General features: G+C 71.4%; 24 protein-coding genes. 7 read left to right on the forward strand and 17 right to left on the reverse strand.

The features are described from left to right. Window positions 1–10: 10 nt before the first annotated feature. The 5 genes from AC1DWC_RS13080 to AC1DWC_RS13100 all read right to left on the reverse strand — a co-directional run bounded on the left by AC1DWC_RS13080 (window position 11) and on the right by AC1DWC_RS13100 (window position 5,605). Entirely contained in the window at window positions 11–1,486 is a 1,476-nt protein-coding gene (locus tag AC1DWC_RS13080) for an MFS transporter (RefSeq protein WP_477908626.1), read from the reverse strand. Further along, a complete protein-coding gene (locus AC1DWC_RS13085; RefSeq protein WP_477908932.1) occupies window positions 1,483–1,923 on the reverse strand; it encodes a MarR family winged helix-turn-helix transcriptional regulator in 441 nt (146 codons plus the stop codon). The genes AC1DWC_RS13080 and AC1DWC_RS13085 overlap by 4 nt, the downstream gene beginning before the upstream one ends. 172 nt (window positions 1,924–2,095) lie before the next feature. Then, entirely contained in the window at window positions 2,096–3,277 is a 1,182-nt protein-coding gene (locus AC1DWC_RS13090) for a thiolase family protein (protein WP_477908628.1), read from the reverse strand. Window positions 3,278–3,473: 196 nt separating this feature from the next. Beyond that, the gene (locus AC1DWC_RS13095) at window positions 3,474–4,133 is read right to left on the reverse strand and encodes a TetR/AcrR family transcriptional regulator (protein WP_477908630.1); all 660 of its coding nucleotides are present in this window, start codon (window positions 4,131–4,133) and stop codon (window positions 3,474–3,476) included. A 26-nt stretch (window positions 4,134–4,159) separates the two neighbouring features. Then, a complete protein-coding gene (locus AC1DWC_RS13100; protein ID WP_477908632.1) occupies window positions 4,160–5,605 on the reverse strand; it encodes an MFS transporter in 1,446 nt (481 codons plus the stop codon). Window positions 5,606–5,746: 141 nt separating this feature from the next. Between AC1DWC_RS13100 and AC1DWC_RS13105 the strand changes: the two genes are divergently transcribed. Both AC1DWC_RS13105 and AC1DWC_RS13110 read left to right on the forward strand, forming a co-directional pair. Then, on the forward strand, window positions 5,747–6,319 hold the full coding sequence (locus AC1DWC_RS13105) for a hypothetical protein (RefSeq protein WP_477908634.1): 573 nt from the start codon (window positions 5,747–5,749) through the stop codon (window positions 6,317–6,319). A gap of 86 nt (window positions 6,320–6,405) precedes the next feature. Continuing rightward, window positions 6,406–6,993, forward strand: a complete 588-nt coding sequence (locus AC1DWC_RS13110) for a hypothetical protein (RefSeq protein WP_477908636.1) — start codon at window positions 6,406–6,408, stop codon at window positions 6,991–6,993. A 29-nt stretch (window positions 6,994–7,022) separates the two neighbouring features. On the opposite strand, the gene AC1DWC_RS13115 is transcribed toward AC1DWC_RS13110, so the two are convergent. From AC1DWC_RS13115 to mftA, 6 genes are read right to left on the reverse strand one after another with little or no spacing between them, the layout of a single operon-like run. Next, on the reverse strand, window positions 7,023–8,993 hold the full coding sequence (locus tag AC1DWC_RS13115; RefSeq protein ID WP_477908638.1) for a mycofactocin system FadH/OYE family oxidoreductase 2: 1,971 nt from the start codon (window positions 8,991–8,993) through the stop codon (window positions 7,023–7,025). Continuing rightward, window positions 8,990–10,906 carry a mycofactocin system FadH/OYE family oxidoreductase 1 gene (locus AC1DWC_RS13120; protein ID WP_477908640.1) on the reverse strand — a complete coding sequence of 639 codons (1,917 nt, stop codon included), beginning with the start codon at window positions 10,904–10,906 and terminating at the stop codon, window positions 8,990–8,992. The genes AC1DWC_RS13115 and AC1DWC_RS13120 overlap by 4 nt, the downstream gene beginning before the upstream one ends. 13 nt (window positions 10,907–10,919) lie before the next feature. Next, window positions 10,920–12,095: a pre-mycofactocin synthase MftD gene (gene mftD, locus AC1DWC_RS13125; protein ID WP_477908642.1), complete on the reverse strand. Its 1,176-nt coding sequence runs from the start codon at window positions 12,093–12,095 to the stop codon at window positions 10,920–10,922. A 12-nt stretch (window positions 12,096–12,107) separates the two neighbouring features. Then, window positions 12,108–13,325, reverse strand: a complete 1,218-nt coding sequence (gene mftC / locus AC1DWC_RS13130) for a mycofactocin radical SAM maturase (protein WP_072842754.1) — start codon at window positions 13,323–13,325, stop codon at window positions 12,108–12,110. A gap of 56 nt (window positions 13,326–13,381) precedes the next feature. Beyond that, window positions 13,382–13,684, reverse strand: coding sequence for a mycofactocin biosynthesis chaperone MftB (gene mftB / locus AC1DWC_RS13135; RefSeq protein ID WP_072842753.1), 303 nt, complete (start codon window positions 13,682–13,684; stop codon window positions 13,382–13,384). Beyond that, on the reverse strand, window positions 13,669–13,767 hold the full coding sequence (gene mftA, locus AC1DWC_RS13140; protein ID WP_072842752.1) for a mycofactocin precursor MftA: 99 nt from the start codon (window positions 13,765–13,767) through the stop codon (window positions 13,669–13,671). The genes mftB and mftA overlap by 16 nt, the downstream gene beginning before the upstream one ends. A gap of 108 nt (window positions 13,768–13,875) precedes the next feature. On the opposite strand from mftA, the gene mftR reads away from it, so the two are divergent. The 3 genes from mftR (at window position 13,876) to AC1DWC_RS13155 (ending at window position 16,550) form a co-directional block, all read left to right on the forward strand. Further along, window positions 13,876–14,511, forward strand: coding sequence for a mycofactocin system transcriptional regulator (mftR, locus tag AC1DWC_RS13145; RefSeq protein WP_072842751.1), 636 nt, complete (start codon window positions 13,876–13,878; stop codon window positions 14,509–14,511). 149 nt (window positions 14,512–14,660) lie between these two features. Further along, window positions 14,661–15,356 (forward strand): mycofactocin system transcriptional regulator MftR2, encoded by a 696-nt coding sequence (mftR2, locus tag AC1DWC_RS13150; RefSeq protein ID WP_477908645.1) that lies wholly within the window; start codon window positions 14,661–14,663, stop codon window positions 15,354–15,356. Window positions 15,357–15,494: 138 nt separating this feature from the next. Beyond that, entirely contained in the window at window positions 15,495–16,550 is a 1,056-nt protein-coding gene (locus AC1DWC_RS13155; RefSeq protein ID WP_477908647.1) for a 2Fe-2S iron-sulfur cluster-binding protein, read from the forward strand. Window positions 16,551–16,559: 9 nt separating this feature from the next. Here AC1DWC_RS13155 and AC1DWC_RS13160 read toward each other — a convergent pair whose 3' ends face one another. Further along, entirely contained in the window at window positions 16,560–17,291 is a 732-nt protein-coding gene (locus tag AC1DWC_RS13160; RefSeq protein WP_477908649.1) for a DNA alkylation repair protein, read from the reverse strand. A gap of 110 nt (window positions 17,292–17,401) precedes the next feature. On the opposite strand from AC1DWC_RS13160, the gene AC1DWC_RS13165 reads away from it, so the two are divergent. Both AC1DWC_RS13165 and AC1DWC_RS13170 read left to right on the forward strand, forming a co-directional pair. Continuing rightward, window positions 17,402–17,770 (forward strand): SPW repeat protein, encoded by a 369-nt coding sequence (locus tag AC1DWC_RS13165; protein WP_477908651.1) that lies wholly within the window; start codon window positions 17,402–17,404, stop codon window positions 17,768–17,770. Between the two features lie 88 nt (window positions 17,771–17,858). Beyond that, complete coding sequence (locus tag AC1DWC_RS13170; RefSeq protein WP_072842748.1) at window positions 17,859–18,485, forward strand: TetR/AcrR family transcriptional regulator; 627 nt, start codon at window positions 17,859–17,861, stop codon at window positions 18,483–18,485. On the opposite strand, the gene AC1DWC_RS13175 is transcribed toward AC1DWC_RS13170, so the two are convergent. The 5 genes from AC1DWC_RS13175 to AC1DWC_RS13195 all read right to left on the reverse strand — a co-directional run bounded on the left by AC1DWC_RS13175 (window position 18,466) and on the right by AC1DWC_RS13195 (window position 22,693). Further along, window positions 18,466–19,239: a glutamate racemase gene (locus tag AC1DWC_RS13175; RefSeq protein WP_477908653.1), complete on the reverse strand. Its 774-nt coding sequence runs from the start codon at window positions 19,237–19,239 to the stop codon at window positions 18,466–18,468. The two genes, AC1DWC_RS13170 and AC1DWC_RS13175, sit on opposite strands and share 20 nt — an antisense overlap. Next, window positions 19,236–19,790 carry a MarR family winged helix-turn-helix transcriptional regulator gene (locus AC1DWC_RS13180; protein ID WP_477908655.1) on the reverse strand — a complete coding sequence of 185 codons (555 nt, stop codon included), beginning with the start codon at window positions 19,788–19,790 and terminating at the stop codon, window positions 19,236–19,238. The genes AC1DWC_RS13175 and AC1DWC_RS13180 overlap by 4 nt, the downstream gene beginning before the upstream one ends. A gap of 111 nt (window positions 19,791–19,901) precedes the next feature. Further along, window positions 19,902–20,996, reverse strand: a complete 1,095-nt coding sequence (locus AC1DWC_RS13185; RefSeq protein ID WP_477908657.1) for a thiolase family protein — start codon at window positions 20,994–20,996, stop codon at window positions 19,902–19,904. A 13-nt stretch (window positions 20,997–21,009) separates the two neighbouring features. Then, window positions 21,010–21,450 carry a Zn-ribbon domain-containing OB-fold protein gene (locus tag AC1DWC_RS13190; RefSeq protein ID WP_477908659.1) on the reverse strand — a complete coding sequence of 147 codons (441 nt, stop codon included), beginning with the start codon at window positions 21,448–21,450 and terminating at the stop codon, window positions 21,010–21,012. 19 nt (window positions 21,451–21,469) lie between these two features. Continuing rightward, window positions 21,470–22,693: an NAD(P)/FAD-dependent oxidoreductase gene (locus AC1DWC_RS13195; protein WP_477908661.1), complete on the reverse strand. Its 1,224-nt coding sequence runs from the start codon at window positions 22,691–22,693 to the stop codon at window positions 21,470–21,472. Window positions 22,694–22,758: the final 65 nt, after the last annotated feature.

Genomic DNA, 22,758 nt, shown 5'->3' on the forward strand with positions numbered 1-22,758 from the left:
CGGCCGACCGCTACGCCTCCGACCCGGCCCTCACCCTCGCGCCGGCGTCGAGCACGGGGACCGGCACACGCAGTGTGCGCGAGCCGATCACACCCACCAACAGCACCACGCCGATCACCGCGATCACCGTCCCGAGCCGGTGCAGGCCCTCGTCCCCGACCACCCCGCGGGTGGTCAGTTCGATCACCACGGCGGCCAGGTTGGCGCCGATGTACTGGACCGTGCGGTACATCCCGAGCGCGGTGCCGACCTCGCGCACACCGGTGACCGCGTTGATCACGTTCTGGTTGCCCATGTTGTTGAACCCGTTGGGGATTCCGAGCACGCAGGCGACCAGCACGAGCACGACCACCGGGGTCGAGGTACTCCCGAGGAAGACCAGCGCCAGGCCGCCCACGGTGAGGCCGAGGGTGCCGACGAACAGAACGGGTCGCGCACCTCGCGCCCCGTACAGTCGCGTCGCGAGGACGGTCGCGCCGATGCCGACGCCGGCGATCGGCAACATCAGCAGACCGGCGGTGCCGGAGGAGAACCCCCGGGCGCCCTGCAGCCACTGCGGCAGACCGAAGAAGACGCAGTAGAAGGCCGTGTAGGTGAGCAACGTCCGGCCGAGGGTGAGGCACAGCGCGCGATTTCGCGCGACCGTGCGGACGTCGATGAACGGCGCCGGGACCCGCAGCTCCCAGCGGACGAACGCGGCGGTCAGCCCGACGAGCACCGGCACCAGCGGCCATAGCGGATCGGTGGTCAGCGAGAGCAGGAAGAACATCGTGGCGGTGATGAACCCGAGGAAGACGAGCATGCCGACCGGATCCAGGGACCGAAGGAAGTCCCGACGTGCCCGCGCGGACCGTAGACCGCCGGCGCCGGACGCTCCCACCGGATCCTTCGGCACCACCGACAGGACCCAGACCGCGGTCATCAGCACCAGGGGCAGGTTCACCCACATGATCGACTGCCACCCGAACAGCCCGACCAGCACGCCGCCGACGGTCGGACCCAAGGCGACCATCGCCTGCGAGCAGACGTTGAGCACCGCCAGCGCCGACCCGGTCGGACCGCCCCGGCGGTCGGCGATCATCCGGACGATCGTTATCGCGGCCGGGTACTGACTGGAAGTGCCGATCCCGAGCAGGATCCGCGCGAAGATCAACCACCCGAGCGTGGGCGCCATCGCCCCGAGCACGGCCCCCACCGCGATGAGGACCAGTCCCGCGAGGTAGACCTTCCGCGGGCCGATCCGGGCCGCAAGGGTGCCCGCGACGGGCGAGGTCACCGCGGTCGCGATGTAGAGACCGGAGATCACCCACGCGATTCCCGAGGTGGACCCGAAGTGCGCCGCGATGCCCACGATGGCCACCGCGATCATCGACGAGTTGAGTGCCTGCAGCATGGCGCCGGAGCCCAGTCCGAACGAGATGGACCGCGGCACCGCCCGCGCCGCGACCGGCGCGGCGGCCACGGTGGTCGCGGTCGTCGTGCTCACCCGCGCCCGCCCGACGCCGGGCCGGATGCGCCGAGGTCGCGCAGGATCCGCCCGGCCAGGAAGACAAGCTCGCGTTCGTGCTCGGTGCATTCGTTCTCGAGCACCTCGGCCAGCCACAGCGAGCGGCGTTCCCGGTCCTCGATGAGCATCCGCCGGCCGGACTCGGTCAGCGAGACCAGGCTGGCGCGTGCATCCGCGGGATCCGGACCGCGGGTCACCATCGCCCCGTCCTCGAGCAGGGCCAGGGTGCGGGCGATCGACTGCGGGGTCACCTGCTCGAAGTCGGCCAGCACCCGGGCCGTCATCGGGCCCTCTCGTTCGAGGTGCGCGAGCGCCTGCAACTGCGAGGGGGTGAGCTTGTGGTCGGCGCGCTCCTTGCGCAGTCTCCGGAAGAACGTCGTGATGTCGTCCCGGAGAGCAAGGACCTCGGGGGACACCAGAATGTCCGCGCCGTGGGTACCCGTGCTCCCCGGGACCGAACCTGTCGTACCGTCGCCCATTACGCCAACCCTTCGTACGAACCTTTTAGGCAGCCTAATTGACTAAAGTTCGATACTCAAGCGTGGCGAAGTGGACTTCTTCACACGATCAACACAGCTTCGCTGTCAATTAGATCCGACGGAAGAGTGCCGCCAGAGCCTGACCGCCACCGATGCACATGGTGACGATGCCCAGCTCGAGATCGCGCCGGACCATGTCCTTGGCCACCCGCAGGCTGAGGATTGCGCCGGTGGCACCGACCGCATGGCCGAGCGCGATCGCGCCGCCGTACGGGTTGGTCTTCTCCGGGTCCAGGCCCGCGTCGCGGATGGTCGCGATCGCCTGCGAGGCGAAGGCCTCGTTCAGTTCCACGACGCCGATGTCGGCCGGGGTGGTGCCGGTCTGCTCGAACAGGTTCCGCAGCGCCAGCACCGGGGCGTAGCCCATCAGCTCCGGCTCCAGCGCACCGGTCGCGACCGCCTCGATGGTGACCAGGCCGGTGAGCCCCTTCTCCTGCGCGGCGGACTGGGTGGCCAGCACCAGGGCGCCGGCGCCGTCGTTGATGCCCGACGCGTTGCCTGCGGTGACCGTGCCGTCCTTGACGAACGCCGCGCGCAGCTTGCCGAGGGTCTCGACGGTGGTGCCCGGCTTGGGGTGCTCGTCGGTGTCCACCGTGACCGGCTTGCGGCCACCGATCTCGACCGGGGTGATCTCCTCAGCGAAGGCCGCCTTGGCGGCCTCGGTGGCGGCGCGCCGCTGCGACTCGACGGCGAACTCGTCCTGCTCGATCCGGCTGACCCCGTACTTGGTGGCGACGTTCTCGGCGGTCACGCCCATGTGCACGTTGTGGAAGGGGTCGGTGAGCATGCCGACCGTGCCGTCGACCAGCGTGCGGTCGCCGAGCTTGTAGCCGCTACGGGCGCCGAAGTCGTAGAACGGCATCCGCGACATGTTCTCGTCGCCGCCGGCGAGTGCGAAATCGACGCCGCCCCAGCGCATCTGCATCGCCGCGGACCACACGGCCTGCAGGCCCGAACCGCACAGCCGGTTGACGGTGTAGGCCGGGGTGGAGACCGGCAGTCCGGCGGCCAGCGCGACCCGTCGGGCGTTGTAGGCGTCGGGCCCGACCTGCCCGATGCAGCCCATGACCACCTCGTCGATGTCCTCCGGCGCCACGCCGGCGCGCGCGAGTGCGGCCTTCGCCGCGGTCGCGCCCAGCTCGTGCGCGGGCACGTCCTTGAACACACCGCCGAAGCTACCGACCGGGGTGCGCGCCCCGTCCACAACGACAATCGGCTCGGGAGAACTCATGACAACTCCATCTCTCGTCCGGCGACCACACGTCACCCGGTTCCACGACAGACCCGACACTCGAACGTCGGATCTCGGCCTCCTGGCCGAGGACAGCTTTACCCGGCAGTCGTTCGCGTCGCAAATGACCGATCCTCGTCCGGCCTCCGGAGGTCGGCGAGGCACGACACCGGACTCGACCGCACGAGCGCCCCGGTCACTTGCTGATCTTCCGCATCTGCGCGACGGTGAGCGGCCGCTCCCGCAACTGCGCGCTGAAGGCTCCGCCCTCCACCGGCCTCATCCCGGCGAACGCGATCTCCAGGTGCCGGCGCCAGGCATTCGGTGCGACGGCATACGAGGATTCGGTGACGCCCCGCAACGCCCAGAACAGCGTCGTGATGTCCGAGTGGGTGACGTCCTCTCGGATCCGCCCGCACCGCTGCGCCTGCCCGAGCAGTTCGGCGAGGTGGGTCCGGAACTCCTCGATGGCCTCCGGTTCCGCGTCGGAGTGGTTCCACAGCCGTGGCAGGCAACCCGACTTCCCGACCTGCAGTTCGCCGGTGGCGCGCACCAACTCTTCGAGACCCGTCCCGTCCGGGTTGTCGGCCGCCGCTCGGGCGATCTGTACCAGTTCCCTGCGGTGCTGCCCGATGAGTTCGTCGATCAGCGCCTGCTTGCTGGGGAACCGCCGGTACAGCGTGCCCACTCCGACACCCGCGACGCGAGCGACCTCCTCCACCCCGGCTTCGACGCCGCAGGTGGCGAAGACGCGACCAGCGGCCTCGAGGATGCGCGTCCGGTTCTCCGCGGCGTCCTTCCGAAGCGGCCTGTCCGTGGCCGCTCCGCCCGGCGTCGTCTCACTGTGCGTTGTCATCTCGGTTGCCATGGTAGGTCCGCCGGTCAGGCCGCCGCCGGGACCGTCACCGGGACGTGGCTGATCAGGACCTCGTCCGGGGCACGGCGCGGCGGCATCAGCAGGGCCGCGAGCCCGCCGAGGAGCACCGCCACCGCCATCACCGCGAAGGCGGCGGTGTAGCCGGATTCGGCGGGGACACCGCTCGGCTGGACATGGGCGGTGACCACGCTGGCGGTCAGCGCGGACCCGAGGGCGCCGCCGATCGTCCGGATGTTGGCGTTGGTGCCGCTGGCCGCACCGGTCTGGTGAGTCGGTACCGCGTGCACGATGATGCTCGACATCGACGAGAAGGCGAGCCCGAATCCCGTCCCCATCAACACCATCGAGACCACTACGCCCCCCATCGCCGACCCCCAGAACACCAGGACCAGGAAGGCTCCGCCGGCCGTGGCCGCGCCCGTGACCAGCACGGCCTTGGCCCCGAAGCGGTGCGACAGGCGGCCCGAGCAGATGCCAGCCACGAGGAAGGTCAGCGACAGCGGCAGCACGATCAGCCCCGACTCGACGATGCTCGAGCCGAAGCCGTAGCCGGCGCCCGGGTCGGTCTGCAGGAACGCGGGCAGGAAGGCGAAGACCGGGTACATCCCGACACCGATGAACAGTGCGGCGAGATTCGTCGTCCACACCGCCGGAATGCGCATCATCTCCATGTCGATCAGCGGGCTGGCGTCGCGTCGTTCCACCGCGGACCAGGCAACGCCGAGCACCACCGCCGATGCGAGCAGGCCGAGGACCGCGCCGGACGTCCATCCCCACCGGGATCCCTCGCTCACCGCGACGAGCAGTGCGACCAGCCACCCGGAGAGCAGCACGGCCGCGAGCCAGCTGACCCGGCCCGGCGTTCGAACCGGCGACTCGGGCACGGCAACCACCGTGCCGACCGCCGACACGGCCAACGCGATCGCGGGGATCCAGAACAGCCAACTGGTCCCGAGAGCGTCCACGATCGGGCCGCCCAGGACCAGACCCAGCCCGCCCCCGACCCCGACCAACGCCGAGACCACGCCCACGGCGCCGGAGACCTTCTCGCGCGGGAACTCGTCACGGACGATGCCGAACGCGAGCGGGATGACGCCGCCGGCTATCCCCTGGACCGCCCGGGCCACGAGCATCACCCCGATCGACTGCGCCACCGCGCCGAGAACGGAGCCGAGGCACGCGACGAGCAGGACCGATGCGAGCACCTTCTTCTTGCCCACCATGTCGCCGACCCGGCCGAGGATCGGGGTGGCCACCGCCGCGGACAGCAGGTACGCGGTCAGCATCCAGGTCACCGCGTTCTGGTCGGTGTGCAGCTCCACCTGCAGCAGCGGCAGCACCGGCGCGACCAGCGACTGCAACAGCGAGTAGGCCGTGATCGCCACGGCGAGGACCAGATAGGTCACCTGGTACGGCGTGCCCGCACGCCGTCCGGAGGTCGCCTTGCGCATCGGAACCCTGACTCCCATCGAGGACAAGCGGAACCAATATTCCGCATGCCGCACAGTAGCAGCCTAACCGGAATCAGCATTCCGCTACCGCGGCCGGTGACGGCACCGCCGGATGCCCGTCCCCGGGTGGACAATGGCGCCATGGCCAAGGACCGGACCGTCCCGACGACGACGATCATGCTCGTGCGGCACGCCGAACGACCCGACGAGGAAGCCGGTTCCGAGCCCGGCATCGACGCCGACGGCACCCGGTGCGACGATTCCCTCACCGCGACCGGGTGGCGGCGGGCCGCCGCACTCGCCGACCTGTTTGCCGCCGGCGCGGGTGAGCCCGGACCGCCGCTCGTGCGGCCGCGCGCACTGTTCGCCTCGACGCCGAGCAAGAAGAAGGGCAGCAAGCGGTCGCTGCAGACGATCTCGCCGCTGGCACAGCGACTCGACCTCGACGTGGACACCCGGTTCGGACGTGACGACGTGTCGGACCTCGCCGAGGAGGTCACCCGAACCGGCGGCCCCGTCCTGATCTCCTGGCAGCGCGAGTACATCCCCGACATCGTCGACGCACTCGGCGGCACGGATCGTCCGGTTCCCGACCCCTGGCCCGAGGACCGTTACGACGTCGTGTGGGTGCTGACCCCCGCCACGGACGGCGGGTGGATCTTCACGCAGACGCCGCAGCGGGTGCTGCCCGGGGACGCCGACACCGGAATCTGACTCACCCCCTTGCACCCCGACGTCGCAGCACCCCGACGTCTGAGTGTTACCCAATTGCGTTGATCCCCAATGTCACAGGAGGGCAGATGATTCTGGAACGCATGCCCCTGGCGGGTTTCGGTGTCGTCAACTTCGAGTTGATGCTGCTGCGACGGATGGACGACCATCAGCCGTCCCTCGTCGGGTCGGCGTTGAAGAACCTCGGCAAGAGCGGTACCGACGCCCGCGCCGCGCACGCACAGTGGCAACGTGGACTACGCGGCAACTTCCCGGATGGCGCCGGCCGCTACCGGATGGCGCTCGGCCGCCCGGACGTGACCGGGACCCGGCCCACCGCTCTCGGCGGCGACCTGGCAGTCGAGGGCTGGACCATGCCGCTGTGGCCGGGCCTGCAGTTCCAGATCACCTTCGGCCCCGGCGGCGAGGTGATCGACGAGCGCCTCGTCCGGGGCGCGGACTCGGTCGCACCGACCATCACCGAACCGGCGGACCTGCGGCCGTGGCTGGTGACCATCGACGATCTCGAACGTGCCTGCGGACCCGTCCGCTTCCGGATGTCGGGCGGAACGGTGCCGAGCCACGCCATCGCCGAGTTCACCGTCGCGGACGGCACCGCCTGCGAGGCACAGTTCAGTTGGGGCCTGCTCCAGACGGCCTCGGCCAAGCCCGAGTGAGTGGTGGGCGCCCACGACCACCGGCGGGACTACAGGGCGACCGCAACCCGATGACCCTCGACCACCGCGGCATTCGCCCGCCGCGGCGCCAGCGCGTCGCCGATCCGGTGCACCTCGAAGTCGCTGCCGGACAGCGTCTTCCACAGCTCGTCCACCGGCTCCTGGTGCACCGAGCACACCACCGCGTCGACGACGTGCTCGCGGGTCCGGCCGGTCGGGTGGTGCAGCAGGCTCACCCGCACTCCCCCGCCATCGGCCGTCGCCGCCATCGGCACCACGTCGGTCAGCGTGTCGACGCCGAGCCGGTGCGCCCGCGCGCGCCAGCCCTCCATGTCCAGCGTCAGGCCCAGGTCCTGCCCCACCACCATCGCGTTGGTGGCGAGGGTGACCTCGCAGCCGCGCTGCGCCAGGAGCTCCGCGGTCGAGGTGCCCTGGTGAAATCCGAGTTCGTCGATCAGCAGCACCCGGCCGACGGGCGCGACGCGACCCTCGAGCACGTCGCGCACGTCCACGACCGCCGCCAGGTCGCCCGCCCACGCGGGCCGCCGCGACCGGGCGCCGGTGGCCAGCAGCACCACGTCGGGGCCTTCCTCGCGCAACACCTCGGCGCTCGCCTCGCACCCGGTCCGGATCTCCACACCGTGCCGGGCGCACTGCGCGGCGAGACCGCGCACCATCTCCAACAGTTCCGACCGCCCCGCCCCCACCGCGGCGGTGCGCACCTGACCGCCGAGCAGCGCGCCGCGCTCGAAGACCGTCACCCGGTGGCCGCGTTCGGCCGCGGTCGCCGCCGCCTGCAGCCCGGCCGGGCCGCCGCCGACCACGCACACCCGCAGGCCCCGTCGCCGCGGCACCGGCAGCGGCACCGATTCCCTGCCGGCCCGAGGGTTCTCGACGCACCCCAGCCACCGGTTCAGCCCCACCCGGCCCACGCACTCCTGGTTGCAGGACAGGCAGGTCCGGATCTCCGCCGCGGCACCGGCCGTCGCCTTCGCCGCGAAGTCCGGGTCGGCGATCTGCCCGCGAACCACCCCGACGAGGTCGCAGTGCCCCTCTTCGAGCGCCCGCTCCGCCTGCTCCGGCCCGGTGAAGCGGCCGACGCCGACCACCGGCAGCGCCACCCGCCGCCGAATCGCGTTGGGGATGAACAACGAATAGCCGCGCGGCACCGCCATCGACGCCTCGATCAGGTGCAGGCTCTCGGTGGCCATCCCGATCGACGTGTTGAGGTAGTCGACCATCCCCGTCGCCTCGACCATCGCGGCGACCGCCACCGCCTCGTCGAGGTGAATGCCCCGGGCGATCCCCTCCTCCCCGGTCAGGCGCACGCCGAGCACCAGGTCCGGGCCGAGCGCGGCGCGCACCGACTTCACCACGGCGAGCAGGAACCTTGCCCGGTTGGCGAGCGACCCGCCGTACCGGTCGGTGCGCCGGTTCGCGTCGGGCGAGAGGAACGCCCGCAGGATCGAGGACTGCGAGCACTGGATCTCGACGCCGTCGAAGCCGCCGCTGCGGCAGTGCGCCGCGACCAGCGCGTACCCGGCGACCAGTTCCGCGATCTCGGACTCGTCGACGGCCTTGGGCACCTCCCGGAACAGCGGGTCCGGGATCGGGCTCGGCGCCCACACCGGCAGCCGGGTGTACATCCCGGTGCCCTGGCCCCCGTTGTGGTTGAGCTGCGCGAGGATCACCGTGCCGTGCGCGTGGACGGCGTCGGTGATCCGCCGGTACCCGTCGACGACCTCCGGCCGGTACCCGGCGATCAGCTTCTCGTAGGGCCGGTCGGTCGGGTGCACGCAGTGCTCCTCGGTGACGACCAGGCCGGCGCCGCCGCGTGCCCGAGCCGCGTAGTAGGCGGCGTGCTGGGCGGTGGGCAGCCCGTCGACCGCGCTGTTGGTCAGGTGCGCGGCGAACACCACCCGGTTGCGCAGGGTCACCGGCCCCAGCGACAGCGGGCTGAGCAGTCTCGGACAGTCGCCGGCCCGCCCCGTCCCGGTCATCGGGCACCGATCCCGACGGCGGCGGCACGGCCCTCGCGCACGGCCTCGGCGACGGTGCGCGGCGCGACGGCGTCCCCGGCCGGCAGCGTGACGCCGGGGCGGTGCAGCGCGTCGTCGGGCAGACCGGGCGAGCAGTCGACGACGGCCGCCGCCGGCACCGACCGCCGGACCCCGGTGTGCACGTCCTCGATCACCACGGCCGCCGCACCGACCGCGCAGATCCGCGAGTACAGGTGCCGGGCCACCCCGGCGCGCTGCAGCCGGACGTTGGCCGGCGCCAGGTCGCCCGTGCGGCCCAGCTGGGTGCCGACCACCGGGTCGCGGGTCAGCAGCGCGACGCTGCGACCCTGCGCGGCAAGCCATTCCGCGACCGCGACCGCGACCGGCCCGCCGACCGGGTCGAACACCAGTACCGGTCCGTCGGGCAACCCGCACCCGCCGAGCACCGCCGCGGCGGGGACGATCACCGCGTTGTCCTCACGGTCGCCGTCCCAGAGCCGGGTGGTGCTGCCGGTCGCGAGCACCACCCGCTCGCCGGCACGGGCGGCCGCGTCCAGGTCCGCCGCCGACGCCGCCCGGCCGGTCTCGAACCGGACACCGAACTGTCGGCACCGCGCCGCGAGCCAGTCGGTGAGCTCGGTGAGCCGTTCGCGGCCGACGCCGACCGCGACCGTGGACACCATGCCGCCCGGTCGCTCGGACTGCTCGACCAGTCGCACGCGGTGGCCGCGTCCGGCCAGGACCCGGGCCGCCTCCAGGCCCGCCGGACCGCCGCCGACCACCAGCACCGGCGCGGGGTCCGCTTGCGGCGCAGCGACTTCGACGCCCTCCTGACCTGCCTCGGGGTTGCCGATGCAACCCACAAGCGGGTTCATCGGGTCCAGGACCAGACAGGCCTGGTTGCAGAGCACGCAGGGTCGCGGCCGCTCCCCCGCCCGGACGGTCGCCACCAGGTCCGGGTCGGCGATCTGCGCGCGGGTCATCTCCACCGCGTCCGCGACCCCGGCGACGAGCGCCTGCCGGGCCTGTTCGGCGTCGACGACGCTGCCCTGCAGGACGATCGGGACGGCGCCGCCGACCGCCGACCGGATCTGCTCGCAGAGTTCCACGTTGAACATCGGGGCCGTGTGGGCGTCCGGACGGTAGTCCGGCACGGACATCGGGCCGCCCCGCACCACCACCAGCAGGTCGAGCGAATCCGCAAGGGCCCGAGCCTGTCCCGCCGCGATCTCGGGGGTGACGCCGGCCCACGGCGCCGACTCGTCGCAGCTCAGCCGCAGCGAGAGGACGCGGTCCGGGCCGAGTTCGGCGCGGACCGCGGCGAGCACCTCCCGGGTGAGCCGCAGTCGGTCCGTGCCGTACTCGTCGGCCCGGGTGTTGGTCAGGCCGGAGTGGAACTGGCGCAGCAGCGCCCGCGGGCCCGCGTCGATCTCGACGCCGTCCACCCCCGCGGCGCGGGCGGTGCGGGCGGCGGCGGCGAATCCCGCGACCACCGCGTCGATCTCGGCCTGTTCCAACTGGGCCGGGAGCTCGCGGGTGACCACGTCGGCGACGGGCGAGGGGCCCCACAGCACCGACTGGGAGTAGGCACTCGAGCCCTGCCCCCCGGTGTGGCCGAGACCGGCGAGCACGAGCGTCCCGTGCGGGCGGCAGGCGTCCACGACGGCCCGCCAGCCCGGTCCGCAGTCGGCGGCCAGCGGGGCCCGCTCGTACGGCCAGTCGCCGGAGTGCACGGACGCCACCTCGGTGACCACGACGCCTGCCCCGCCCCGGGCGCGCCTGCCGTAGTACGCGACGTGCGCGGAGGAAAGTGACCGGCCGACACCGAGATTCGTCTCGTGCGGACCGAAGATCACCCTGGCCGGTGCGGTACGCCCGGCCAGGGTGATCGGTTCGGTGAGCCGTATCGTCACGGCCCGTGGCGTCCTAGACGCCGAGGTCGCGGCGGAAGTCCGCCGGGATCACCAGGTCGGACGGGGACAGCTCCGCGATCGACGAGTGCCCGAGACCCAGCACCGCCGAGTCGATGCCGCTGCGCAGGATGTCCAGGACGTTCTCGACGCCGGCCTGGCCGTTCGCCGCGAGACCCCAGAGGTAGCCGCGGCCGATCATCACGGCCTTGGCACCGAGCGCGAGGGCCTTGACGACATCGCTGCCACGACGGATGCCGCCGTCGAGGAGCACCTCGAGCTGGTCGCCCACGGCCTCGGAGATCGCCGGCAGCGCCCGGATCGGGGCGGGGGTGCCGTCGAGGTTGTTACCGCCGTGGTTGGACACGGAGATCGCGGAGCAACCGGCGTCGACGGCGCGCTTCGCGTCGTCGACACGCATGACGCCCTTGAGCATGAACGGCCCGCCCCACTGCTCGCGCAGCCAGGCGACGTCCTCCCAGGTGGGCAGCGGCGTGCCCATCCACTCGCCGTACGCACCGAAGAAGGTGGGCGCCGGCTGGCCGGGCTTGATCAGGTTGGGCGTCGTCAGGTCCGGGACCTTGCCGGTCTTGGCGAAGTCCATCAGCCAGCGGGGCTTGGTGATCGCGCTGGGCGCGTTGTCCCACATCGCCTTGAGGCTCATCTTCTCCGGGATGGCCGGGCTGCCCCAGTCGCGGCCCATCGAGAACGACCAGTCCAGCGTCATGATCAGCCCGGTGGCGCCGGCCGCGCGGGCCCGCTCCATGCGCTGGACCAGGGTGTCGCGGTCACCGACCCAGTACATCTGGAAGAACGTCTGCGGGTTGGCCGCGGCGACCTCCTCGATGGACTTCGACGCGAACGAGCTCAGCCCCATCGCGACCCCGCGGGCGGCGGCGGCACGCGCGACGGCCACCTCGCCCTCCGGGTGCACGGCCTGCACGCCGGTCGGTGAGATCAGCACCGGCATCGAGATGGGCTGCCCCATGACCTCGGTCGCCATCTCCCGCTTGTCGTGCAGTCCCGCCACGTGCGGGGCGAAGCCCAGCTCGCTGAAGGCCGCGATGTTGTCGTCGACCGTCAGCCCCTTCTCGGACCCGGCGACCAGCGCCATGTAGACGGGCTTCGGCAGCCGCTTCTTGGCGCGTCGCTGCGCCTCTGCCACCGTTTCGAACCAGGCGTTCTTAGCCATGAAGAGAATCCTCTATTCCATTCCCGCGAGCGGGTTTTCGTCACAGATCTTGGCCGGGGGGCGGACCATCAGCTGCAGCGGCACGGGTGCCCGCGGGGTACGACGCTGCCCGGTGCGCGAGTGATCCACGTGGGACTTCGGCAGCTCGCCGCGGTCGGCGGCCAGCGCGGCCTCGCCGTTGCCGATGACGCACTCCGGGTCGGGGCCGTCCATCGGCAGGCCGGTGAAGAACTTCGCCGCCATGCAGCCGCCGCGGCAGGCGTCGTAGTGGCTGCACTTGGTGCAGGCGCCGCCGGTCTGCGGGGAGCGCAGGTCCGCGAACAGCTCCGAGTGCTGCCAGACGTGCTGGAATCCGCCGTCGCTCACGATGTTCCCGGCCAGGAACTGCTCGTGGATCGCGAAGGGGCACGCGTACACGTCGCCGACGGGGTCGATCAGGCACACCACCCGGCCGGCGCCGCACAGGTTGAGCCCGGGCAGGGCGTCGCCGTACGCGGACAGGTGGAAGAACGAGTCGCCGGTGAGCACCCCGTCACCGTTGGCCACGAGCCAGTCGTAGAGCTCACGCTGCTGGCCGGCGGTGGGGTGCAGGTCGTCCCACACGTCGGCGCCGCGGCCGGACGGGCGCAGCCGGGTGATCCGCAGGGTGGCGCCGTACTTGTCGGCGAGCGCCTTGAAGTCGTCGAGCTGGGACACGTTGTGGCGGGTGACGACGACCGAGATCTTCGCGTCCTTGAACCCGGCCTCGGCGAGGTTCTCCAGTGCGCGGACGGCCATCGCGAAGGATCCGGGGCCGCGGACCGCGTCGTTGACCTCCGCGGTGGCGCCGTCGATGGAGATCTGCACGTCGACGTAGTCGCTGGCGGCCAGGCGGGCGGCGACCTTCTTGTCGATCTTGACGCCGTTGGTGGAAAACTTGACGCCGACCTGGTGGTCGGTCGCGTAGTCGACCAGCTCCCAGAAGTCCGAGCGGACGGTGGGCTCGCCGCCGCCGATGTTGACGTAGAACACCTGCATCCGCTGCAGCTCGTCGATGATCGACTTGCACTGCTCGGTGGACAGCTCACGCGGGTCGCGACGACCGGAGGAGGACAGGCAGTGCACGCACGAGAGGTTGCAGGCGTAGGTGAGTTCCCACGTCAGGCAGATCGGGGCGTCGAGGCCGAGTTCGAACTGGTCGACCAGGCGGCCGACGGGGGCCGGCGCGGGGCGATCGAGCATGGAGGTCATGGGCTTGGTGTCCTCGCGAGGGGAGAATGTCGGTGACGTGCGGGGCTGGAGCAGCGTCAGGCTGCGGACGTCGCGCCGGCCGGAGCCCGCACGATCATCTGCGACTCGGCCAGGGTGGCCAGGGCGCGCGCGTAGGTGTCCACCTGGGCGTCGTCGATCCCGGCGGCCCGGATCGCGGTCCGGGCATCGGGGTGCTCCGCCAGCGAGGTGACGATGCCGACGATGACGGTGTTCTTCAGGAACGAGAGCTTCCTGGTGCCGAAGTGGTAGAGCAACGCCCCGAATGGCTCGGGGCGAAGCGCCACCTGCGGGTGGAGAGACCACCCGGTGTCGAGATCCACGATCAGTACACGCCGCACATGCCGTCGATCGAGACCTCTTCCACGAGCGACTCCTGGACGAGCTCGGTCTCGGCAACGGCATTTTCGCGATGGTCGGCCATCTGGCTTACCTCCTGTGTCAGGGTGATCGACGGTCTCAGCGAGTACCACTGTGACTCGGCTCACGACAATAATGGCATCGAGTGCATAATGAAAGCCCGGAGGCGAAATTGGCGGAAAGTCCCAGCACCACGCGAGGTCGCACGGGTCGGCGACCGTCGACCACGCGCGAACGGATCAGCTCCGTCGGCATCGAACTGTTCGCCGCACACGGATTCGAGGAGACCAGCGTCGACCAGATCGCCGAGGCCGCAGGCATCGCGCGACGGACGTTCTTCCGCTACTTCCCGTCCAAGAACGCCATCCCGTGGGGCGACTTCGACAACCACCTGGCCGACATGCGCTCGCTGCTCGCCGCGCTGCCCGACGACATCCAGCTCGCCGAGGGCCTGACCACCGCACTGCTGGAGTTCAACCGGTTCCCGCCGGATGTGGCCCCGCTGCATCGGAGCCGGATGGAGATCATCCTGAAAGCTCCTGCGCTGCAGGCCTACTCGATGGTGATGTACAACGGCTGGCGCGACGTGATCGCGGAGTACACGGCCGTCCGACTCGGCTGCGACGCCACCGACCACCTGCCGCGCACCGTCGGCTGGATGGTCCTCGGCGTCGCGCTGTCCGCGTACGAGCAGTGGCTGACCGACGACTCCCTGGACCTGGCCGACCTGTTGCGCGCGGGCGGCGAGACGCTGACCCACGGCGTCGGGTCCCTCACCTCCGTCGGCGCGCCCTGCCCTCCGAGGTGACCGGAATACCCACGAAGTCGAACCAGTTCCACCGAGCCCACCCCATCGGGGTCTACAGGCCCTAAAATGGGAGAACGGGGCCGACAACCCGTCGATCCCAATGCACAGCGCGCGCTGCCACCGCTCGCTACCGCCGATGATCAAGATCGTTGATCACTGAGGACATGATGACGGACAAGTCCGTGATCCTGGGACGGCCGGCCGGCCGCAACACAGCCGGCGGCGCACCGGTGTCCGGCCCCACACACGGGAACCTCTCCGAGGAAGAGATCGTCGCGGCGGCGCTGCGCGTGGTGCACGAGGACGGGCTCGACAAGCTCTCGATGCGCCGCCTCTCCCGCGAGTTGGGCGTCTCGGCGATGGCCCCGTACTACTACGTCTCCGACAAGCGCGAACTGCTGGACCTGGTGGCCACCGCCGCACTCGCCGACATCACCGCACCGGACTCCGGCGGGGACTGGGAGGCCCGGCTGCGGACCCTGATCGACCAGATCGACGACCGCCTCGCCCGCTACCCGGGCCTGGGCGAGGTGCTGCTCGAGCAGATGCTGCGCAAGCAACGGCACCTGATCGAACTCGTGATGGAGATCCTGTTCGACGCGGGGTTCTCGGAGCGCAACGTGCTGCTCGCGTACGTCGCGATCCACACCTACCTGTTCGGCCGCAGCGGGATCGCCGACCAGGAGCCGACGATTCCGGACCGGACCGGCCTGCCGGAGGCCATCGCCCGGGCGGCCCGGCACCTGGACGGGGTGCACGCCCAGGACTTCTACCGTTTCGGCGTCGAGACCCTGATCTCCGGACTCGGCGTGCAGCTGGATCGACAGCGGTCCGCGAACGCGTGAGTGAAGCTTGTCCCGATTATCGGGAATCGGCCGACGCAAATTAGCATCCTGCTGGTTCCATGGTTTCCTGCTAGATTCGAAACTAGAACACGTTCCAGATTCAGCCCAGTTCGAGATTCACCCTGAGAGGATCCACCGATGACCACTGTTGACGTGCCGCACAGCTCCAGGTCGGTTGTGCTCACCGTGTCCGGGGTCATCGAGGAGACCTCCGACGCGCGCTCGCTGGTCTTTGCGGTCGCCGACGAGGTGCGCAGCAAGTTCGACTACAAGCCCGGACAGTTCCTGACCCTGCGCATCCCCAGCGACCGGACCGGTTCCGTCGCCCGCTGCTACTCGCTGGCCAGCTCGCCGTTCACCGACGCCGAGCCCAAGGTCACCGTCAAGCGGACCGCCGACGGCTACGGCTCCAACTGGCTCTGCGACAACGTCAAGGTCGGCGACACCATCGAGGTGCTGCCGCCGTCCGGCGTCTTCACGCCGAAGTCGCTCGACCACGACTTCCTGCTCTGGGGCGCGGGCAGCGGCATCACCCCGGTGATGTCGATCCTGAAGTCGGCGCTCACCCAGGGCTCCGGCAAGGTGGTCCTGGTCTACGCCAACCGCGACGAGAAGTCGGTGATCTTCCGCGACGAGCTGCGCGGCCTCGCCGCCCAGTACCCGACCCGCCTCACCGTCATCCACTGGCTGGAGAGCCTGCAGGGCCTGCCGACCCCGGACCAGTTCGCGACCCTGGCCACGCCGTTCGGCGGCTACGAGTCGTTCATGTGCGGCCCCGGCCCCTTCATGGACACCGTGCACAAGGCGCTCGCCGAGGCCGGCGTCCCGCGCACCCAGGTGCACGCCGAGGTGTTCAACTCGCTCGCCGGCGACCCCTTCCAGGAGGTCGTCGTCGAGGAGGTCACCGAGGAGGAGGCCGCCGACGCCGCCACCGTGGAGGTGCAGCTCGACGGCGAGACCCACAAGATGAGCTGGCCGCGCAAGCAGACGCTCGTCGACATCATGCTGTCCAAGGGACTGGACGTGCCCTACTCCTGCCAGGAGGGCGAGTGCGGCTCCTGCGCCTGCACCGTGCTCGAGGGCAACGTGGAGATGGGCAACAGCGAGATCCTCGACCCCGAGGACATCGCCGCCGGCTACATCCTCGGCTGCCAGGCCCGCCCGGTCTCCGACCACGTCAAGATCGAGTTCTGACAGCCCGCTCTACCCGCCCTCCGGGGCACTTCTCTTCGAGGCACTGCTCTTCGCAGCCCCGCCTTTCGATGATCCCAGTCGACGCCCGCGCCGGTACCCGGCGTAGCGGTCCAGGAACCCGGTCAGCAGCACCCGGTCCACCCGCTTGCCCACCTCGCGGAGCATCCAGCCGAGCGCCTTCTGGGTGAGGTCCCGGCGGTCGCCCAGCAGTCGCGGCGCCAACTCGAGCGTGGTCGACGCGTCGCCCCGCCGGATGAACCCGAAGGTCGTCAGCAGCGCCACCCGACGGCGCCACAGGTCGTCGTCGTCGCCCAGCGTGAACACCAGGTCCCGGGGCCGGTCGTAGAGCCAGCCACCGAGCACCCGCTCGGCGGAGCTGTCGACCAGGTCCCAGTTGTTCACCCGCCCGCGCAGCACCGCGGCCACGTAGAAGTCGGCGATCCGTTCCCGCTCCGCCTCGTCTCGCGTGCGCACCGCGCCGGCGCGTTCGAATCGCCCGACCAGGATCAGCAGCGCGGCCAGCCGGTGTTCGTGCACTGGGCTGTCGAGCAGCGCGTCGATCTCCCGCAGCGGCAGGTCCGCGAACCGCGCGGCGACCTTCCGGGTGGCAGGCACCCGGACTCCGATGAACAGGTCGCCCTCGCCGTAGTCGCCGGGGCCGGTCTTGAAGAACCGTCGCAGGTGCTGCGCGTCGCCCGCGTCCGCCACCTCGCCCAACGCCCTGACCACCTCGTCGTGCATGCCTCACAGGGTCCCACGAAGGCCTGGTCGGCGCCGGATTCCAGGCCATTGACCGGCCGGTCAATCAGGTCTATACCGGAGTCAGGAGTTCCCTCGTCGAGGAGGCAGAAATGAAGGTCGAATGGTCTCGGTGGCAGGACTGGGCCGCCGTGGTGATCGGTGCGGTTGTGGCGCTCTCGCCGATCTGGGTTGACACCAACAGCGCCGCGCGGTGGTCGATGATCGTTCTCGGCGTGCTCGTGGCCGTGACCGGGCTCGCCAACCTGGCGTCCCCCGGTACCGAGATGGTCGTCTGGGCAATGGGTGTGCTCGGCGTCCTGATGTTCATCTCCCCCTGGGTCACCAGCTTCTCGCACCTGACGGGCGCCGCATGGACCTCGTGGGTGGGCGGCGTGCTGACCGCGGTGGTCGCGATGGCCGCGCTCCCGGAAAGCTCCCCGATGCACATCGGTCACCGGGGCGGACTGGCGGCGCATTGACCCCCACCGACGACACTGCGAAAGGACGACAATCCCGTGGGGCGAGCGCCGCCGCTCGCCCCACCCTCACGTTCGGAGGTACCTGACGATGCCGGGTCCGCGGCGGCGCCGGACGGCCAGAGCGGACGGCGACGCGAGGAAGCTGATCCTCGACGCCGCCGAGGAACTCTTCGCAGCACGGGGCTTCGACGCCACCCCCACTGCGGCCGTCGCGGCACAGGCCGGCGTCCCCAAGGGACTGGTCTTCTACTACTTCCCCACCAAGGAGTCGCTGCTGACGACACTGGTCACCGAGCGTCTGCCGGCCGAACCGCTCGCCGACGTGGCCGACCTGGTGGTCACCGGTCAACCGGAGTCGACGCTGGTGAACCTCGACGCCGCGCTGAACCTGCGCGATCACCACTCCTCGGTGATGCGGGTGATCATCTGGCGCGAGGCCGACACCCACCCCGCGGTGCGCGAACACCTCCGGCGGCTGCGCAGCTACCTGCACGACGCGACGATCGAGGTGCTCCGGGCCAGCTCGCCGTTCGCCGCGTCTGCCCGGGCGCTCGACTCCAGCGCCACCGCCTGGGTGGCCGCGATGTTCGCCGCCGCCGGCGCCGACCGCCTGCGCGACCTCGACGAACTGGCCCGGGACCGCGCCGAGGACCTGCGCGGCGTCGCACGCCTGGTGGTCGCGGGCCTGGCCCAGCTCAGCGGGGCAGGCGCGTAGGGTCCGCGAGCACCCGGCCCGCGTCGTAGTTCAGTGCGCTCGCGGGCAGCTCACCCGGCCTGCCGCTGAGCAGCACCGACACGGCGCCGGCCCCGGTGCTGTCGCGGCCGAGGGCCTGGATCCGGCGCACCGTCTGCGCCGCCACCGCCTCCGCGCTGTCGAACAGCGTGACACCGGCCGGCAGCCGGGCGGCGATCTCCGCCTCGACCAGCGGGTAGTGGGTGCAGCCGAGGACCACGGCGTCGCAGCCGGCGGGGGTGTGCGCGACCGCCTCGGCGATCGCGGCGCTCACCTGCCCGGTATCGCCGCGGTCGATCGCGTCGGCCAACCCGTGACAGGCCACCCCGGTGACGACGGCACCGTTCCCGAACCGGGCGATCAGGTCGGCCTGGTAGTCACTCACGGTGGTCGCCGCCGTCGCCCAGATCGCGACGGACCGCGAGACCGCGGCCGCCGGCTTGATCGCGGGCACGGTCCCCACCACCGGGACGCCGGGGCCGAGTCGGTCCCTGATGTGCTCGAGCGCGGTGACACTGGCGGTGTTGCACGGCACCACGACGACCTCGGCGCCCAGGCCCACCGCCCGCTCGGCCGCCCCGACCGCCCGCTCGATCACCCACTCCCGCGGCCTCGGACCCCAGGGCGCCCCGTCCGGGTCGAGGCAGAGCAGCAGATCGAGGTCGGGGCGAAGCCGCCGCAGCCACGCCGAAGTGGGCAGCATCCCCAGGCCGGAGTCGATGAGCGCAACAATCACCCGTCAAACCTATCGCCGCGGCCGCCCCGCCGGTCCGAGCGGTCCGGTTCCGCCGCCAGCGCCCCGTCCATCGCGCCCAGGAAACGGGCGACCGTGGCACGCTCGTCGGCGTCGAAGTCCGCCATGGCCGCGTCCACCCGCCCCACCAGCGGAGCGAAGAACGACCACCCCAGGTACCGCGCCTGCTCCTGGACCCGTAGCAGCACCCGGCGACGGTCGCCGGGGTCGGCCGACCGCACCAGGTGCCCGGCCCGCTCCAACCGGTCCAGCAGGGCCGTCGTCGCGGCCGAACCCAGTCCGAGCTGGGCGGCCAGCCATCCGGGGGTCGCGGCCAGTTGCGCACGGTCGGCGTCCAGCAGCAACACCAGCGCACGAAGATCCGTGGCGTGCAACGAGTTTCGCTCGGCAAAGGTGGCACCGAGCTGGTCCAGGTCCGACGCCAGCCCGCGCAACCGATGGACGAGCGCCAGCGCGGCATCGGCGCCGTCCGACTCCGCCGAGCCCGCCACCCGTTCGCCCGCGGCGCGCCGCCCCGTCGCCTGCCTGCCCACCACACGCCCTCCTCGTACACCGACCTCGTTCAACCCGGCGACCCCAACTCTCTCGACCAAGAACTATCTCGACTGCCGAGATTAACGTAACTCGAGACAAGCGGACCGCGGTCAGCGCGTCAGCAGCAGGCAGCCCGCCACGGTGCCCTCGCCGAGTCCCACCGCCGCCACCGCGGGCACCTGGGCGCCCGCTGTGGCGGGAGCCCCGCCGCGCAGCTGCGCCACCGCCTCCACGACGAGGTCCAGGCCGGCCGACCCGCCGGCGCCGAGCTGGCCGCCGTGCGGATTGACCGCCACCTCGAGGCCACGCGAAGTTTGTTTCCTCCCGAGAAGATACCGGGCTTCACCGGTCCCGCAGAAGCCGAGCGCCTCCAGCCAGAGCACCGTCAGGAAGGACAGTTCGTCGCCGAGTACCGCCACGTCGACGTCGGCGGGGGCGAGTCCGGTGCTGCGCCACATCCGCTCGGCCGCCCGGTGGATCGCGGTCGAGTCGGGTTCGGACTGCTGCTCCCACAGCGGGACCGAGGACCTGGCGGACCCGAGGCCCGCCACCGCCACGGCCTCGCCCGCCAGGTCCGACGCGAGGTCCGTGTCACTGAGCACGATCGCCGCGGCGCCCGCGACCGGGGTGGCGCGGTCGTACCTGCACAGCGGGTCCGCCAGCATCGGCGCCGCCAGGTACTCGGCCAACCCGAGCGGGTCACCCACGTGGGCGTGGGCTGCGAGCGCCACCTGCGCCAGCTCGGCGCGGGTCAGGCCGAACCGCTCGACGTACGCCCGGGCGGCCAGTGCCACCTCGACCAACACCGAGTCCGCGCCGTAGGGCGCATGCCACTGCGCCCACCCGGACGCCGTGCCACGGCCACCGATCCGGTACTCCGGGGCGCCGCCGGACCCCGCGCCGAGAAATCGCACCGGCGCGGCCGCGTCCACGCACACCACGTGCGCGGCCAATCCCGCCGACACCACCGCAGCCGCGGACGCGACTCCGGCGACCACCGCGAATCGATTCGGTTCTGCTGCCGCCCAGGACAATTCGAAGCCCAGGTCGAGTCCCTCCAGTGCCGGGACTCCACACACCAGCACGCCCTCGACCGCCGAACCGGCAAGTCCGGCGTCGGTCAGCGCACCCAACACCGCGGCCACCGCGCCGTCGGTGCCCGCGACCGGCACCCGGGCCACCCCGCTGACCACGGCGCCCGTCATCGGCCGACGCCGCTCACGACACCGCCTCGAGACGGTCCTCCGGCTGCTCCCACTCCTCGAGTTCGGCCAGCGGCAACCAGACCCCCTCGCCGATCGGCTCGAAGACCAGCCTGGTCGGCGCACCGACCCGCAGCGCATCCCGCGAGGCGTCGGTCAGGCCGAGCAACAGCCGGATCCCCTCCTCGAGTTCCACCACCGCGACGAGGTACGGCGGCTGCGGGGCAGACGCGACGGACTCGAACACCTCAGTCCAGCTGAGCAGTGCGCCCTTGCCGGTGACCGGCTCGTAGGTGAAGTCGTCACGCCAGCAGTGCCGGCAGTGTGACGCCGGCGGGAACGACCATCGGAGACAGTGCGCGCACCGCTGCACGGACAGCCGCCCGCTCTCCCCCGACGTCCAGTGCGCCGCGGTGAGTTCCGTGAGCTCCGGCAGGGCCCGACGGCCGTGCATCATCCCCTCACGTTAGACGACGTTAGACGCCCGCGGGCTCGAGCACCTCTGCGATCGGCACCCCGGCGGCGATCTTCGCCCGCATCTTCATCACCGGGCCGGCGAGGCCGCAGCCGACCACCGCGGCCAGTGCGCCGTTCCGTTCGTAGTAGGCCAGGAACTTGCGGCCGTCGTCACGCACCACGTGCACGGTGTCCGTCGCCGACGGCTCACCCAGCGCCTGAACCTTGAGGTCGTACTGGTCGCTCCAGAAGTACGGCACCTGCGCGGCAACCTCGCCGTCACTGCCGATCAACGCGAGGGCGACGGCCTTGGCCTGTTCACCCGCGTTGCTCCAGTGCTCGACGCGCCGCCGGCTTCCGTCGCGGTGCAGCCACGCGGCGACATCGCCGACCGCCCACACCTGCGGGTCGCTGGTGCGTCCCGTCTCGTCCGTGAGCACCCCGCCGCCGTCGGCGCGCTCGGCCAGCCGCACCCCGGAGTCCGCCAGCCAGTCGGTGACCGGAACCGAGCCGATCCCGATGACCACCAGGTCGGCGGCGACCTCGGTGCCGTCCGAGAGCACCGCGCCGCGCACCCGGCCCTCGCCCAGCAGCGCGGTCAGCCCGGTGCCGGTGCGCACGTCGACGCCCTCGGCGGTGTGCAACCGGCCGACCAGCGCGCCGACCTCCGGCCCCAGCACCGACGCCAGCGGCGCCGGCTGCGGCTCGACGAGGATCACCTCGAGGCCGGACTTGCGCATACTGGCCGCGAGCTCGCAGCCGATGAAACCGGCGCCGACGACGAGCGCGGTCCGGCCGGGGACGAGGTCCGCGCGCAGGCCGAGCGAGTCCTCGAGCGTGCGCAGCACGTGCACGCCGTCGAGGTCCGGCAGCCCGGGGATCCGCCGTGGCAGCAGTCCGGTCGCGATCACCAGGTGGTCGTAGTCCACGGAGGTGCCGTCGGCCAGCGCGACGGTGCGGGCGGCGGTGTCCAGCGCGACCGCGCCGGAGCCCAGTCGCAGCTCGATGGCCTGCTCGTCGAAGAACTCCGTCGGCCGCAGGGTCACGTCGTCGCGTTCGCCGCGGACGACCTCCTTGGACAGCGGCGGTCGGTCGTACGGCAGGTGCGTCTCGGCGCCGACGAGCACCACTTCGCCCTCGTGCCCGGCCCGCCGAAGCTCCTCCGCGGTCCGCAGACCCGCCAGTCCGGCACCCACCACGACGACGCGAGCGTCACCCGCTGCACCGACTCGTCCGTTGCTCATCCGCTCAACCTCTCACGCCTGATCTTCTCCCGCGACCTACGAGGGCCGTGCACCAGTAAACCAAA

The sequence above is a fragment of the Rhodococcus sp. P4_C10 genome (assembly GCF_056402135.1).

Coding starts and splice junctions, on each gene's coding strand:
- AC1DWC_RS13090 (WP_477908628.1), bottom strand. CDS start 3,277: ATGAGTTCTCCCGAGCCGATTGTCGTTGTGGACGGGGCGCGCACCCCG.
- AC1DWC_RS13095 (WP_477908630.1), bottom strand. CDS start 4,133: ATGACAACGCACAGTGAGACGACGCCGGGCGGAGCGGCCACGGACAGG.
- AC1DWC_RS13100 (WP_477908632.1), bottom strand. CDS start 5,605: ATGCGCAAGGCGACCTCCGGACGGCGTGCGGGCACGCCGTACCAGGTG.
- AC1DWC_RS13105 (WP_477908634.1), top strand. CDS start 5,747: ATGGCCAAGGACCGGACCGTCCCGACGACGACGATCATGCTCGTGCGG.
- AC1DWC_RS13110 (WP_477908636.1), top strand. CDS start 6,406: ATGATTCTGGAACGCATGCCCCTGGCGGGTTTCGGTGTCGTCAACTTC.
- AC1DWC_RS13115 (WP_477908638.1), bottom strand. CDS start 8,993: ATGACCGGGACGGGGCGGGCCGGCGACTGTCCGAGACTGCTCAGCCCG.
- mftD (WP_477908642.1), bottom strand. CDS start 12,095: ATGGCTAAGAACGCCTGGTTCGAAACGGTGGCAGAGGCGCAGCGACGC.
- mftC (WP_072842754.1), bottom strand. CDS start 13,325: ATGACCTCCATGCTCGATCGCCCCGCGCCGGCCCCCGTCGGCCGCCTG.
- mftA (WP_072842752.1), bottom strand. CDS start 13,767: ATGGCCGACCATCGCGAAAATGCCGTTGCCGAGACCGAGCTCGTCCAG.
- AC1DWC_RS13155 (WP_477908647.1), top strand. CDS start 15,495: ATGACCACTGTTGACGTGCCGCACAGCTCCAGGTCGGTTGTGCTCACC.
- AC1DWC_RS13160 (WP_477908649.1), bottom strand. CDS start 17,291: ATGCACGACGAGGTGGTCAGGGCGTTGGGCGAGGTGGCGGACGCGGGC.
- AC1DWC_RS13165 (WP_477908651.1), top strand. CDS start 17,402: ATGAAGGTCGAATGGTCTCGGTGGCAGGACTGGGCCGCCGTGGTGATC.
- AC1DWC_RS13170 (WP_072842748.1), top strand. CDS start 17,859: ATGCCGGGTCCGCGGCGGCGCCGGACGGCCAGAGCGGACGGCGACGCG.
- AC1DWC_RS13185 (WP_477908657.1), bottom strand. CDS start 20,996: ATGACGGGCGCCGTGGTCAGCGGGGTGGCCCGGGTGCCGGTCGCGGGC.
- AC1DWC_RS13190 (WP_477908659.1), bottom strand. CDS start 21,450: ATGATGCACGGCCGTCGGGCCCTGCCGGAGCTCACGGAACTCACCGCG.
- AC1DWC_RS13195 (WP_477908661.1), bottom strand. CDS start 22,693: ATGAGCAACGGACGAGTCGGTGCAGCGGGTGACGCTCGCGTCGTCGTG.